At 52.3% G+C, this 14,033-nt stretch carries 12 protein-coding genes; 4 read left to right on the top strand and 8 right to left on the bottom strand.

Translation table 11 applies throughout. From position 1 onward, the window contains the following. The 4 genes from gmd to IPM31_06600 form a co-directional block, all read right to left on the bottom strand. Positions 1–963 carry a GDP-mannose 4,6-dehydratase gene (gene gmd, locus IPM31_06615; GenBank protein MBK9006652.1) on the bottom strand — a complete coding sequence of 321 codons (963 nt, stop codon included), beginning with the start codon at positions 961–963 and terminating at the stop codon, positions 1–3. 66 nt (positions 964–1,029) lie between these two features. Continuing rightward, on the bottom strand, positions 1,030–2,655 hold the full coding sequence (locus IPM31_06610; protein MBK9006651.1) for a hypothetical protein: 1,626 nt from the start codon (positions 2,653–2,655) through the stop codon (positions 1,030–1,032). A 35-nt stretch (positions 2,656–2,690) separates the two neighbouring features. Next, the gene (locus IPM31_06605) at positions 2,691–3,113 is read right to left on the bottom strand and encodes a CoA-binding protein (protein MBK9006650.1); all 423 of its coding nucleotides are present in this window, start codon (positions 3,111–3,113) and stop codon (positions 2,691–2,693) included. Positions 3,114–3,323: 210 nt separating this feature from the next. Then, entirely contained in the window at positions 3,324–4,703 is a 1,380-nt protein-coding gene (locus tag IPM31_06600; GenBank protein MBK9006649.1) for a cyclic nucleotide-binding domain-containing protein, read from the bottom strand. A gap of 44 nt (positions 4,704–4,747) precedes the next feature. On the opposite strand from IPM31_06600, the gene IPM31_06595 reads away from it, so the two are divergent. Beyond that, positions 4,748–5,041 (top strand): BrnT family toxin, encoded by a 294-nt coding sequence (locus tag IPM31_06595; protein MBK9006648.1) that lies wholly within the window; start codon positions 4,748–4,750, stop codon positions 5,039–5,041. After that, positions 4,989–5,255 carry a BrnA antitoxin family protein gene (locus IPM31_06590; GenBank protein ID MBK9006647.1) on the top strand — a complete coding sequence of 89 codons (267 nt, stop codon included), beginning with the start codon at positions 4,989–4,991 and terminating at the stop codon, positions 5,253–5,255. The genes IPM31_06595 and IPM31_06590 overlap by 53 nt, the downstream gene beginning before the upstream one ends. A gap of 189 nt (positions 5,256–5,444) precedes the next feature. Here the strand turns inward: IPM31_06590 and IPM31_06585 are convergent, their stop codons facing one another. After that, positions 5,445–7,097 carry an FAD-dependent oxidoreductase gene (locus tag IPM31_06585; protein ID MBK9006646.1) on the bottom strand — a complete coding sequence of 551 codons (1,653 nt, stop codon included), beginning with the start codon at positions 7,095–7,097 and terminating at the stop codon, positions 5,445–5,447. A gap of 170 nt (positions 7,098–7,267) precedes the next feature. On the opposite strand from IPM31_06585, the gene IPM31_06580 reads away from it, so the two are divergent. After that, positions 7,268–8,182: a VOC family protein gene (locus IPM31_06580; GenBank protein ID MBK9006645.1), complete on the top strand. Its 915-nt coding sequence runs from the start codon at positions 7,268–7,270 to the stop codon at positions 8,180–8,182. Positions 8,183–8,290: 108 nt separating this feature from the next. Here the strand turns inward: IPM31_06580 and IPM31_06575 are convergent, their stop codons facing one another. Then, positions 8,291–9,883, bottom strand: a complete 1,593-nt coding sequence (locus tag IPM31_06575) for an NAD(P)/FAD-dependent oxidoreductase (protein ID MBK9006644.1) — start codon at positions 9,881–9,883, stop codon at positions 8,291–8,293. Between the two features lie 306 nt (positions 9,884–10,189). On the opposite strand from IPM31_06575, the gene IPM31_06570 reads away from it, so the two are divergent. Next, entirely contained in the window at positions 10,190–10,735 is a 546-nt protein-coding gene (locus tag IPM31_06570) for a hypothetical protein (protein MBK9006643.1), read from the top strand. 168 nt (positions 10,736–10,903) lie between these two features. Here IPM31_06570 and IPM31_06565 read toward each other — a convergent pair whose 3' ends face one another. Together IPM31_06565 and pstB are read right to left on the bottom strand one after the other, a co-directional pair. After that, a complete protein-coding gene (locus tag IPM31_06565) occupies positions 10,904–12,499 on the bottom strand; it encodes an NAD(P)/FAD-dependent oxidoreductase (protein ID MBK9006642.1) in 1,596 nt (531 codons plus the stop codon). Between the two features lie 767 nt (positions 12,500–13,266). Beyond that, entirely contained in the window at positions 13,267–14,028 is a 762-nt protein-coding gene (gene pstB / locus IPM31_06560; protein ID MBK9006641.1) for a phosphate ABC transporter ATP-binding protein, read from the bottom strand. Positions 14,029–14,033 lie beyond the last annotated feature (5 nt).

Here is a 14,033-nt window from a genome sequence, read left to right as displayed (position 1 = left end):
TTATTTGCCGTTCAAGCGCGCAAGATCTGCATCCACCATCATCGTGACGAGTTCCTTGAAGCTGACAGAAGGCTCCCAGCCCAACTTGGAGCGCGCCTTCGAGGGGTCGGAGATCAACAGGTCCACTTCGGCGGGGCGGTAGAAGCGTTCATCTTGCACGACGAATTCTTTGTAATCCAAGCCCACATGAGCGAAGGCGATCTCGCAAAACTCGCGCACGGCATGGGTCTCGCCCGTGCCGATGACAAAGTTGTCGGGTTCATCCAGTTGCAACATGCGCCACATGGCTTCGACGTAATCGCCCGCAAAGCCCCAATCGCGTTGGGCTTCAAGGTTGCCGAGGCGGAGTTCCTTCGCCAGTCCGAGTTTGATGCGGGCGACGCCGTCGGCGATCTTGCGCGTGACGAATTCCAATCCGCGGCGCGGACTCTCGTGATTGAACAGAATCCCCGAAACGGCGAACATATTGAACGACTCGCGATAGTTGACGGTGATCCAATGTCCGTACACTTTCGCCACACCATACGGACTGCGCGGATAGAACGGCGTCTCTTCGCTTTGCGGCACTTCAAGCACCTTGCCGTACATCTCGCTCGACGACGCCTGATAAAAACGGATCTTCGGGTTGATGAAGCGGATGGCTTCCAACATGCGCGTCACGCCAAGCGCGGTGATCTCGCCCGTCAACGCGGGCTGGTTCCACGAGGTCGGCACGAACGATTGCGCGGCGAGGTTATACACTTCGGTGGGTTTGTATTCTTCGAGGAACGAAAGCAATGAGCCTTGATCGTGCAAGTCGCCTTGAACAACGGTGATGTCGTCCAGTAAATGATTGATGCGTTCATAGGTCATCGTGCTGGAACGACGAGCCACGCCGATCACGCGATAGCCTTTGGCAAGCAATAGCTCGGCGAGGTACGAACCGTCTTGACCTGTGATGCCTGTAATGAGAGCGGTGGGCATAAATCTCCTAATCCAAAATTCAGTGACTGAATTATAACCGATAAAACGTCCCACAGGTTTTTTGAATCACTGAGTTTCGTTAGGAAACCTGTGGGACGATTCCATCGCGCGCCGTTTATCCAGCCACCAACCGCCGCCCAGAATAGCCCCCCACAAGCCAACGATCAACGCGATCATCACGGCAAACGGCAGTTGTCCGCCCACATAAAAATATCGGCTCGCGTACCATTGCGTGAAGATCAAAATGAAAATTACCTCGCACGCGACCACGCGCGCGAACCATGCATTGCGAGTCTCGCGCCACCACACCCAAACAATTCCCGCGATGAGAGCCTGCCACATGAACATGATCGTCCGATAGCGCGGATTATCCCACTGGTCGCCTCCACCTCGAAGAGCGGCGAGCAGGATCCACGTCCAGACAAGAAGCGAGAGCCAGATGAAGATGGCGCGGCTGTTCTCGCCACGCTTCGCTCCGACGGGGAGGCTTGCCCCGGCTAACGTCGAAAGGATCAACAGGGGAAGCAGGGCATACCATCCCAGCGCGCGCAACACGTAGATGATCTTCCAGATCGGGAGCGTCGGCACGACCAGCGCGGCGGGGAGCACGGGTTGAAGAATCCCGTAGACCGCGACGAACGGAAGTCGCACCCCCTCAGGCATCTCGTCGAACAGTTTTTGCACCCAGCCCGATTCGCGCTCGATCTGATAGACATTCCATTTGACCGAGAGTTGAATCCAATCGTTGAGCACAGATAACGGAGAGGTCGTGTCGAACACACCCTTCCGATTGAGCGACGACGATAGCGCGAACAAACCGATCAGAAACACAATCGCGAAGATGAGGATCGGCTTCCACGAGATGCTCGCGCGTTCGCGTGAGAAGAACATCCAGCCTGCGAAGATGAACAGCGTCGCTACGGCAACCGATGGAGAAAAGAGCAACATGCCGAGGAGGCTGAGACCAAGAGCAATTCGCGGCGCTTTGGAGTCAGACGGCTTGCCGTCCGATTGCGCTCCAAAAACGAATCCCCAAAACGCCACCGCAGATAAGGTCATCAAATATGGTTCGCGCATGGCAGAGCCGCCCAACAAAACGGATTCAGGGTACAGCGCGAAGATCCACACAGATGCCCATGCCGCTTTGTTGCCAAACGTCGCGCCTGCCGCCTTCCATAAAAATGGAAGTCCCAGCGCGGCAACGAACGCCGCCAGCAGGATCATCATCAATGGGCGGTGCGCGTCAGGTGAAAGGTAACGGTAGACAAACCCGCTCAACGCCAACAGCCCGCCATATTGATCGGAGGAATACTCCCGGCTGAACGCGTCGAAGACCGGCTCGTCTGAAACCGCCAACCTCCACGCCTGCTCATCGCGCCGGTGCGCGTCGGTGTAAGTGTAGCCAGCCAAACCATCTTTGGAATTTTGATACCCGTAGACAGGCAACAGTTCATACGCCGCGACACCGCCCGCCAAACGGATGGCAAACGCAAACGCCGCGATCCAAGCCAGGGTTCTTCCGCCTCCCGCCCATTTTGTGGAGGCGACAAGCGCTAGCAATGCCAGCAAAAAGAGGGCAGAGAAACCGAGCCAGCCCGGCAACCAATTTGCCCCCTGAAACCACGACAAAACTGCCCCCGAAACGAGGGCAGTCGGAAGTGTCCAAAAAACATCTTGCTTATTGAGATTCATCGGGGTAATTCTACCCCAATCTCCTTGCCCCGCTTCTACAAGCCGAGCGGCTTTGCCCGGAATAATCTGCGATGGGCAGATCGCATGCAGGCGTCCATCACCACTTGCAATCCCGCCTCGCGCGCTTTCTGCGCGGCTTCTTCGTTGACGATGCCCTCCTGCATCCACACCACCTTTGCGCGAATCTTGATGGCTTCCTCCACAACAGGCGGCACATCCTCGGGCTTGCGAAAGACCTGCACCACGTCCACCGCTTCGGGGATGGAAGATAGATCGGGATACGCCTTCTCGCCCATGATCTCGTTTGCGGACGGATTCACAGGAATGATTTTATATCCCTGATCTTTGAGATATTGCACAATTCCAAAACTTTCCTTTGCGGGGTTCGACGATAATCCCACCGCCGCAACCGTCTTTGCCGATAAAAGGATATCTTTCATTTCTTTTTCGCTGTTCATTGTTTAATTCTCCTTTTCATTCATATTTCGGTGGTCGAGTAGTCCTGAGCGAAGCCGCCGCGCTGAGCCTGTCGATGCGGCAGCGGAGACGAAGAACGTATCGAGATCACCATGCCGTAACATAATTCTTGTTGCAAAAGTTTGTATGCGTACCTGTGATCTCGATACGTCCCGCGAATTGCACGCGGGACTACTCGACCACCTATGTGTTTATGAAATTTTAATCGGCAACACTGCCTTGAACACGGTCTCGCCTGGCTTCGACTTCACCAGCAACTGCCCGCGATGATGATTGGCGATGATGTCGTGCGAGATGTGCAAGCCGAGTCCCGTTCCGCTCCCTGGCGGCTTGGTGGTGAAGAACGGCTCATAGATTCGCATCAGAATATCCTCAGGAATACCGGGACCGTTATCCATGATTTCAACGACTACATTATGGTCTTCAATATATGTTCGCAAAATGATCACACCGCTTCCATCCATCGCGTCCACAGCGTTATCAATAATATTCGTCCACACTTGATTTAACTCGCTGGCGTACGCTTCGATGCGCGGCAGGTTGGGCGCATACTCGCGCTTCACCGTTACGCCTTGTTTCAATTTGTGTTGCATGATGACCAGCGTGTTTTCGAGTCCCTCATGCACGTCCACTTCCAACAGCGGCGCCTGATCGAGATAGGAATATGATTTCATCGCGCGCACGATCCCCGCAACACGCGCGGCGGTCAACTGCACTTCCGAAAGCAATTCCATCATCAAGCAACTTGCGCCAAGCCACTGAACGGACAACTGGAATGATACGGATGTCTTCAACTCTTTCAGCGATTCGATCGTCCACCCACAGTTGACCATTGCAGGCGCAAGTTCCCACGCAGATTCAACTCCACTCGCTTCCAACCACGCTTGAAGCTGGTCCACCAAGTCAATTTTTTCCAACGCCTCAAGTTTGACCCGCGACTCGAATCGCCGCGCCGACTCGCTCATCAATTGATTCAACCAGTCCGTTTGATTCTCTTTGAACGCGACCGATTCGATCTCGTGAGTCAACGCCTGCCACTTGACGAGCGTCCTCTGCAACTCAGCCGCGCTCCTCTGCGCCGCCGCGGCGGGATTGTTCAACTCGTGCGCCAGTCCCGCGCTCAATGTTCCCAGCGCCGCCATCCGTTCCTGTTGATGAAGCAAGGCATCGTTCTGGCTGAGACGGTTCATCACCCAATGCAAAACAGCCAACGCCGCCGTCGAACTCGTGGACAGTAAATTTTCGAAGGCTTCGGGTGAAATTCGCAACACTTCACAATCGGTGATCGCCTGGACGCTTGCCGAACGCGGCGAGCGCGAGAGCAACGCCATCTCGCCCAACACATCGCCTGGATTCCGCACGTCAATTTTGATGAGCGACTGCCCCGATTGTTTGCTGACCTCAAACTCGCCGCTCACCACCACGAACGCCGCGTCGCCGTCATCTCCCTGCCTCATCAGAAACTCCCCCGCGCGCAAAGAGACAGGCTTGGCATCCTCCATGAGTTGTTGCAACTCCTGGTCGGTCAAGCCTTCGAAGAGGGCGGATTTGCGGAGGTCGGAGAGGTTCATGCCTTATTGTCTCACGCTGAATTGAATCGTGCTATACTTTCCTCATGAAGTACATTTGGGATCGGCAGAAAAACGAAACCAATGTCAAAAAGCATGAACTTGATTTTGCCGATGCCTACAAAGTGTTCGAATCGCCGATGCTGGTTGACCTCGACAAAAGAGAAGAGTACGGCGAGGACCGCTGGATCGGCGTTGGACTAATGGAAAATCGTGTTGTTGTGGTTGTGTTCACCGAGCCAGACGAGGATACCATTCGCATCATCTCATTTAGAAAAGCAACTTTGAGTGAGAGAGAATATTATGAACAAGAACATAAAAACCAATTTGGATCGCTTTGATGCCCTGACCGACGATATGATTGACACGTCGGATATTCCGCCATTGACTGAAGAGTTCTTCCAGTCTGCAAAATGGCGGATCCCGAAAGACAAGGTCAAGGTTCTGGTAGAAGTCGAACCCGATGTTGCGCAATGGTTCAAGGCGCAAGGCAAGAACTATCAACAACTCTTAGCAGATGCGTTGCGCCGTTTTGCGCAAGAACATCGAAAATAGTTTGATCAAGCCCTCGTGAAAGCGGGGGCTTTTTTATTCTATATCGGTGGTTGAGTAGACACGAGCGAAGCGGGTGTCGTACACCTGCACCCACCGCAGGTGCGGTGTCGAAACCACCGTGCCACATGTGAACAATCATATAACTTGAATACTGCTGGTTTCGACTGCTTGCGCTCAACCAGCGAAGTATTATAGACTCTTCAAATACTCCTTCATCAACGCGTAAGCAATTGCGCCCTCGCCAACCGCGGAGGCGACGCGGTGATTGGTTCCGTAGCGCACATCGCCTGCCGCGAAAATTCCAGGCGTGGAGGTTTCCAAAAGAAACGGATCCCGTTCGAGGGTCCAGCCTTGAGGCGTTTTCTTATCCTTCATCAAATCGGGACCTGTGTAAATATATCCTTTGTCGCTGCGTAGAGTTAAATCCGCCACCAGTTGACTTTGCGGGCGCACGCCGATGAACACGAACAACGCCGAGGCGTTGCATGTTTGCGTTTCATCCGTCTTCGTGTTTTTGATGACGATCGCTTCGAGCGTGTTGCTTCCCTGCACTTCGAGCAGATCGGTGTCGGTGAGAATTTCGATTTTCGCGTTGCCGCGCATCGCGTCCACGAGATGTTTCGACGCGGTGGGTTCGTGCCCGCGCACCAGCACCGTGACCTTGCGCGCGAATTGACTCAAATAGATCGCGCCCTGCGCGGCAGAGTTCGCGCCGCCCACCACGAACACATCGCCGTCTTTGTAATTCATCGCCTCGGTGTATGCCGCGCCGTAATAAATTCCCGCGCCTGTGAGCGCATCCGCGCCTGGCATCTTCAACATGTGGAACGACGCGCCCGTTGCGATCAACACCGCGTGACAGGATATCTCAGCCCCATCTTTTAACTTGACGATGCGATACGATTCCTTCACGACGATCTGGCTTGCCTCCTGCGCCGACAGAATCTCGACCCCGAATTTTTTTGCCTGCGTGACCGCGCGGCGCGTGAGATCGTCGCCAGAGATTCCCGTTGGGAAGCCGAGATAATTTTCGATCCGTGGGCTTGAGCCTGCCTGCCCGCCTGGCGCGGCTTTCTCGATGACCAAGCATTTGTATCCCTCTGAGCCTGCATACACCGCCGCGGCGAGACCCGCAGGTCCACTGCCGATGATGATGATATCGTAAAACGGAAGCGCAGCGCGCGTTTGCAAACCGACTTTGTCTGCGAGTTCTTGCAGGTTGGGTTCGATCAACGTTTTGCCATCGGGGAAAAAGACGACGGGAAGTTTCGTCTCAGCCGAAACGCCCTCGACTAACTTTTGCGCGTTGGAATCTTTTTCAATGTCGAGCCATTGATAGGGAATCTGGTGCCGCGTGAGAAAATCTTTTACTTGATGACTGCCCAGCGACCACAACGTCCCCGCCACGCGGATTCCCTCGTACGGCATCCGCACATGCGCTTTCCAGTCTTCAAGCAATTCATCCAGAATCGGATACAGCCGTTCGCTTGGCGGATGCCACGGCTTCATCAGATAATAGTCGAGCCGCACCTCGTTGATCGAGTCAATCGCGGCTTGGGTGTCGGCGTAGGCGGTGAGCAGGACTCGTTTGGCTTGCGGATAGGTCTTCATCGCTTCGGCGAGAAACTCAGTGCCGCTCATTTCGGGCATACGCTGGTCAACCAAAAACAGCGCGACGGTCTCGTTGCGCTGTTCCATCTTCTTCAAATAATCGAGAGCCGCTTTGCCAGAATTAATAGGGAGGATGCGATAATCCTGCCCGTAGTGCGAGCGCAGGTCACGTTCGATGGAGTTTAAAACGGAGGGGTCGTCGTCTATCGAAAATATGACAGGCTTGGGCATGAAGCGGATTTTATCACCATCGTCCTTGCGAAAGTAAATCTGGCTTAGCCACAGAGCGCACAGAGTTCTCAGAGAAAATCTCAAAATCTCTGTGTTCTCTGTGGCTGAAATTTCTCCACGTGGGGAAAGTTTGTCGGTTGCGAAGTCGTCTCAATTGCGCTGGAGAAAATATGAACCAAACACAAACAGAAACAAAATCAGAGTTCTCAATCCACCCGAAAACCAAGATTGGGCATATCTCGCTCACGGTGGCGAACCTCGACAACCAGATCGCTTTCTATCAACAGGCGATGGGATTCAAACTGCACTGGAAGGAAAACGGAAAAGCGGGGCTGGGCGCTGGAGGGGCGGACATGCTGAGGTTGGTGGAGCAGGCAGACGTCAAGAAATACCGAGGCGTGACGGGGTTGTATCACGTCGCGTACCTGTTTCCGAATCGCCGCGAGTTGGCGATCGCGGTCGGTCGTCTGTTCGCGTTGAAATATCCCAACTCGCCCACCGATCATATTATGACGAAGACCACGTATCTCGATGATCTTGAACACAACGGTATCGAACTATACGCCGAGTCGCCCGAAGACGGCACGTGGACGATGAAAGATGGAAAATACATCACGCTCCGCAAAGACGGTTCCCTCAGCGATGGGCGCGAGCCGCTCGATGTGGACGCGCTGTTCGAGAATTTGAACGAAGGCGACAAGCTGGACGCGCCCATCCCGCCCGACGCGCGAATCGGTCACGTCCATTTGCATGTGCGCAATTTGGATGAAGCGGTGGATTTCTATCACGGCGTTCTTGGATTCGATGTGATGGGCAACGTCAAAGATTTTCAAATGGCGTTCGTTTCCGCGGGCGGATATCATCACCATCTCGGACTCAACACGTGGCAGGGACGCGGCGCGCCGCCGCCTCCGCCCGACGCGGTGGGTCTGCGTTTCTTCACCATCGAGTTGCCGAATCAACAAGCGTACGACGATGTCGTCGCGCGCGTGGACAAGGCTGGCATCCCGTCGAATCAAATTGATGAAGGGTTGTTGATCTACGATCCTTCGCAGAATGGCATAGTGTTGACGGTGGCAAAGTAAAAAAGTGACTGTCACGTTTAACGTGACAGTCACTTCGGCAAAAAGGCGGGATGGCATCCCGCCCCACGGAAAACATCCGAAGTCTTCGCGGCTTCGGATGTTTTGATTCTAATTCAACACCTTCACTACATTCCTTCCGCTCACCCCGCTGACCCCGCCTCCGCCGTGGACTCCGCTTCCGCACAGATATAAATTATCAATCGGCGTTTTGTGATTCGACCAGCCTGGAATCGGACGCATGAATAAAAATTGGTCAAGTTGTAATTGTCCGTGGTTGATGTCGCCTTCGGTGAGACCGTACGTGGTTTCCAAATCAAGAGGCGTAATTACATGAGAATTAGAGATTAGAGAATTGAGATTGGGGAAGTATTCCGCCAGAGTGTCTATTGCAAGTTTCTCAACTTTTTTGGTCTCCAGTCTCCAGTCTCCAGTTTTTAACTGATATGGCGCGAATTGGAAATGAATCGAAACCACATTCCCCGAAGTTGTGATTTCAAGATAGGGCTTTTCTGAAATTTCGCCGTATTTCGCCGCGTCGTAAGCCTTTTCCAAATATTTTATGGAAGGTGCGACGCACAATGTTCCCTGTGGGGGAAATCCTGTGTGATTGCCCTGCTCTGGGCGGACACGCAGGTCCGCCCCTACGGGTTCATTCAATAACAAATGAATCTTCGCCACCGATCCGCGCATTTTGATGGATTGTGTGTGCCAGACAAATTCAGGCGGCAGATCCTGCGCGCCGACGAGTTTGAGCAAGGTGTGCTTCGGGTTTGCGGAGGAGAGAATCACATCCGCAGAAATTTCTTCGTCGTTTGCAAGAACTACTCCTTTGGCGATTTGATTTTTGATTTTGATTTTGGCAACTTCGGAATCGGTTCGTATCTCGCCGCCAAAAAATTTGACTGCATTTGCAAGCGCTTGGGTGATTGCGCCAATTCCCCTCACCCCTAGCCCCTCTCCCGCAGGGAGAGGGGGATTCGCCAGCCCGCCACGATTCAACCAATTATGGATTAACGTGTATCCCGTCCCAGCAGACATCGGTCCCAGCGTGGAGCCGTGAATCGCCACCGAAGCAATCGCGGCGCGGATAATTTCCGATTCAAAATATTCCTCCACTAACTCTTGAGCAGACATGGGCAAGGCGCGGATAAAGTTGAGCATGTCTTTTCTGCCAGCCAAACGAAGTTCGAGACCCAATTCCAAAAGTCCATAGCCATCGCGTAGACTCATATTCTTCGGCAAGCGCGGCATGATGGTGGCGTATGCGACATCGAGAATGCTCGCGGCTTTATCCATAAAGCGGACGAATTCATTCCATCTACTCGCATCTTTTTCAGAGAATCTCTTTATCGCTTCGGCGGCTTTGACGGGGTCAGGGTCGAGAACCAGATGATCCGCGTAGGTCACGCTTGAAGCGTGACTTGCAGATTGGAGCGCAATAAAAGGCTGATGGACAGAGTCAACTTGAAGTTCGTGTGAGGCGAGTTTTAGGTCTTTGATTATGTCAGGTCGCAGACTTCCGCCCGCGTGGATCGAATCCGCTTGAAAATTTTCGCCGAAGGATTCAGTCACCACCGAACCGCCGATGATGGAACGGCGTTCGAGGACCAAAACTTTTTTGCCTTGCTTGGCTAGATACGCGGCGGCGACTAATCCGTTATGCCCCGCGCCGATGATGATGTAGTCATAAATGTTTGACATAAAATTCCTTTTTATTGCAATGTACTTTGCTTGCTTTGTCCGTCGGGCTGAAGCCCTGCCTCAATTCGTGGAAGTCCGCTGAAGCGGACTTGCTCGAAGCCCGAAGGGCTTCCATGTACTGAGCGGGCGGCTTTAGCCCCGCTCACCCCGCCCCGCGCCGATGACGATGGTGTCGTAGTAATTTGTCATGAATGATTCCTTTGTTAAGAATTGAAGGATAACATTGTTGATTCAGTCGATTTAGTCTATACTATTAATCGGAATATCTAAGCTACAATTAATTAGAAATCATGCAGGAGAATTAATATGGAAGCAACTATTATTACGGGAATTATTGGTGCTATTGCTACAATTCTTGCCGCATTGATTACTGCTCGCACTAAAGATAAAGCCAATGACCAATTGAAACAGGAATGGGTTAATTATAAAAATGCAGCTGTTTCTCAAGATTCATACCTCACTGTTGATTATGGTATCAAAATTATTTATCCAAAGAATGAAACTGTATCAGGAACCACAACAGAAGTAAAAGGTACATACCAAGTGATGCCTCCTCCTGGAACATTAAGACTTTATTGTGTATTTCATGAAAGAACACTTTTAGGTGAAAGATTCTGGCCTCAGGAAATTGTTCAAGAATTCTTTCCAGAAACAAAAACATGGCGTGCAAAAGTTAATATTGTAGGATTGCCTCAAGCAGGTGGCGCAATTATTGCAGCTATCGTGAGTCAACCAGCCATTATCCTATGGGATTATTATTACAAGGTTGGACCTCAAGTAGGCTGGTGGGATTTTGAGGGATGGCCAAATGATTCCATGGTATGTGATAGGGTGTCAGTGTTAAGAACTTAGTCCAAAGACTTGACTAAACTCCACTCAACAGAACCAACTTCCAGTCAAGACCGAAGCGGCTCTTTATCCTCAAACCAATTCTCCAATCCTCTAATTCTCAATCTCCAGTCTCTAGTCTCCAATTACCAATTACCAATCTCCAATTCTCCAATCTCCAATTACCACTTACTAATTACCATCCTTCAAAATCTCCTTCGCCGCCAACATCCCCGCCGCGCCCATGACTCCGCCGCCAGGATGCGCGCCGCTGGCGCCGAAATAATATCCTTTGAGCGGCGTGCGGAAATCTGCCCATTGCGGCGTGGGGCGCAGGAAAAAGATTTGATGCAGCAACAACTCGCCGTGAAAAATATTTCCGCCCGTGATGCCCGCGATGCGTTCGATATCTTTCGGCGAAATGACTTGCATGCCCACAATACATTTGCGAATGTTTGGCGCATATTGCTCGATGGTTGAGATCACGGCTTCACCGAGTTCGTTTCGTTTTTCATCGTTCCATCCGCCCTCCAAATCATACGGCGCATATTGCACAAAACACGACATCACATGCTGACCAGGCGGCGCCATATCGGGGTCAATCATCGAAGGGAAAATCATATCGAGATACGGTCGCTTCGAAATCTGACCATACTTCGCGTCGTCATACGCGCGCTCGATATAGTCAATGCTCGGGCTGATCGAAACCGCGCCGCGATGCAGGATCGATTCGTGTCCCTTTTCAAACGGCATCGCCGTAAAGTTTGGCAGTTCGCTCAACGCGATATTAACTTTTCCCGACGAACCGCGCGTGCGAAAATTTTGAATGGACGTGACAAAATCATCGGGCAAATATTTTTGTTCAACAAATTGCAGGAACGTCCGTTTTGGATCGGCGGCAGACATGACGACTTTGGATTGAATCTCGTCGCCATTTTCAAGGATGACGCCCACTGCGCTTCCATTCTTGACCTTGACCTGACTCACCGAACAACCAACTCTGATCTCCACCCCGAGCGCTTGCGCCGCGTTAAGAATGGAGCCGCTGACTCCGCCAGAGCCGTTCTTGGCAAAACCCCACGCGCGGAAGGCGCCGTCAATTTCGCCCATGTAATGATGGAGCAGAACATACGCCGTCCCAGGCGAGCGCGGACCTAAAAATGTACCGATGATTCCGCTGGCGGCTTTTGTCCCTTTGAGCGCGTCGGTCTCGAACCACTCTTCAAGCAAATCCGCGGATGATTGTGTGGCGAGTTTGGCAATCGTATAAAGTTCTTTTTCTTTTAAACTTGCCGCATATTGACCGACTTTCAATAATCCCAGCATGTCACGAATACTTAACGAGGATGGGTCGGGCGGAATCAAATTGATGATCGGCTTGATCGCCTTTGCCGCACGCGCCATCACACGCGCATACTCATCATACGCTTCTGCATCTTTCGGCGAGTGACGATAAATCTCACGGCGGGTTAGATCATGGTCATCCCACGCGGCGAGATAATCTCCGTTTTCCATCGGCGTGAATGTGCTTGGTAACGGCAGGATTTTGAGTCCATGCTTAGGCAATTCCAAATCACGGATGATCTCTGGGCGCAACAGACTCACCACATACGAAAACTCGGTGAACTTGAACCCAGGAAAAATCTCCTCCGTCACCGCCGCCCCACCGACGATGTGTCTGCGCTCCAGCACGACAACTTTCTTGCCCGCTTTGGCTAGGTAAGCGGCGGCGACAAGTCCGTTATGTCCCCCGCCGATGATGATTGCGTCGTATTGATTGGATGTCATGAACAATTCCTTCTCCATGTTTTCAACAATAATGAAATGTCGATATTAATCCACGCGCCAAATAGGTCAAGAAAAAAGCGAAAATATAGGCTCAAAAAACACCTCCCATAAATTTTACCCGAGAGCGACAAAGTCGCCACTGCTAAAGACGCGCTCCTTTTATGTCAAACCTCGAACGAGTTGACGTCTTCCGATCTGCGTCCAGCCAGATCAAAATTTCTTAAGGCTTGCGAAATCCCTTCCTTTCGATTCCGTTAGGTCGACCATTGCATAATTGTTGTGCGTCCGCAAACCTATTGCAAAGCACAAGTGGATGACTCCGTGCTATCCTGTGCGCATGGAAATATTCCTGTTCGCCGCGACATCAATGCTCATCGCAGTTTTCATCACCGATACATTTCAAAAGCGGCGCGCCTTCCTGTGCCAGCAGGTTGAGGTCGCAAAGCAACAGCCGACGATCAGGAAATAGTTTCATTCTCTCCTCAGCGCACAAGAGCCGGGTCTCCTCCCCGGCTCTTGTGCCGTTAAATGATAGGTGAAGCCCAATCTCCACCGCGTGACGAATATCTGCGAACGGACGGTGTTCATTGTGACGGGTGACATGAAAGAGATCAAAGCGACGGATGATGAGTTCTGGAAGGGACAGCATTCGTGAGGCGGTAAGTGGTAATTGGTAAATAGTAATTGAACAGCGCGGACATTGAATATTGTCCGCGCTGTTCCTTGTTTACGTGTTTATTTTTTTACCTGTCTACTTGGTTTACCCCTCATCCCATCCTCCCTGTGATGTATGCCTCCGTCAATTCTTGCTTCGGCTTCGTGAACATGGAGTTGGTTTCTGAAAACTCCACCAGCTCCCCCAGCCAGAACAGACCTGTGTAATCGGACACGCGCGCGGCTTGTTGCATGTTGTGCGTGACGATGACGATGGTGTAATCCTGTTTCAGTTCGGCGATGAGTTCCTCCACGCGCAGGGTGGCGATCGGGTCGAGCGCGGACGTGGACTCGTCCATCAGGATCACTTCGGGTTGCACGGCGATGACACGCGCGATGCACAGTCGTTGTTGCTGACCCAGCGCGAGACTCAACGCGTCGGCTTTGAGGTCGTCTTTCACATCGTCCCACAGCGCGGCGCGTTCGAGGCTTTCGCGGACGACCTTGTCCATGTCCACATCCATACCCATCACGCGCGGACCGAACGCCACGTTGTCGTAAATGGACTGTGGAAACGGATTCGGCTTCTGAAACACCATGCCCACGCGCTGACGTAAATTGACCACGTCCATTTTCTCGCCGTAAATGTCTTCACCGTTGAGGAAAATCTTCCCATCCACGCGCGTGCCTGCGATAGTGTCGTTCATCCGATTGAGACAGCGCAAAAACGTGGACTTGCCGCATCCCGACGGACCGATGAGCGCGGTCACTTTGCGCGGCTGGATCTCGATGTTGATGTTCGAAAGAGTCTTCGCGTTGGTGTTGTAGTAAAAGTCCAAGTTTTGGACGGAGAAGGCGGATTGAGTCGAACTCATGGGGA

Source organism: Candidatus Defluviilinea gracilis, from assembly GCA_016716235.1.
Classification (GTDB): Bacteria; Chloroflexota; Anaerolineae; order Anaerolineales; family Villigracilaceae; genus Defluviilinea; species Defluviilinea gracilis.
This window is presented reverse-complemented; position numbering and strand designations above follow the sequence as displayed.

Excerpts from the sequence above, each read along its gene's own strand:
- IPM31_06570 (MBK9006643.1), top strand. The coding sequence starts at position 10,190 with ATGGAAGCAACTATTATTACGGGAATTATTGGTGCTATTGCTACAATT.
- IPM31_06580 (MBK9006645.1), top strand. The coding sequence starts at position 7,268 with ATGAACCAAACACAAACAGAAACAAAATCAGAGTTCTCAATCCACCCG.
- IPM31_06585 (MBK9006646.1), bottom strand. The coding sequence starts at position 7,097 with ATGCCCAAGCCTGTCATATTTTCGATAGACGACGACCCCTCCGTTTTA.
- pstB (MBK9006641.1), bottom strand. The coding sequence starts at position 14,028 with ATGAGTTCGACTCAATCCGCCTTCTCCGTCCAAAACTTGGACTTTTAC.
- IPM31_06595 (MBK9006648.1), top strand. The coding sequence starts at position 4,748 with ATGAAGTACATTTGGGATCGGCAGAAAAACGAAACCAATGTCAAAAAG.
- gmd (MBK9006652.1), bottom strand. The coding sequence starts at position 963 with ATGCCCACCGCTCTCATTACAGGCATCACAGGTCAAGACGGTTCGTAC.
- IPM31_06565 (MBK9006642.1), bottom strand. The coding sequence starts at position 12,499 with ATGACATCCAATCAATACGACGCAATCATCATCGGCGGGGGACATAAC.
- IPM31_06600 (MBK9006649.1), bottom strand. The coding sequence starts at position 4,703 with ATGAACCTCTCCGACCTCCGCAAATCCGCCCTCTTCGAAGGCTTGACC.
- IPM31_06605 (MBK9006650.1), bottom strand. The coding sequence starts at position 3,113 with ATGAACAGCGAAAAAGAAATGAAAGATATCCTTTTATCGGCAAAGACG.
- IPM31_06575 (MBK9006644.1), bottom strand. The coding sequence starts at position 9,883 with ATGTCAAACATTTATGACTACATCATCATCGGCGCGGGGCATAACGGA.
- IPM31_06610 (MBK9006651.1), bottom strand. The coding sequence starts at position 2,655 with ATGAATCTCAATAAGCAAGATGTTTTTTGGACACTTCCGACTGCCCTC.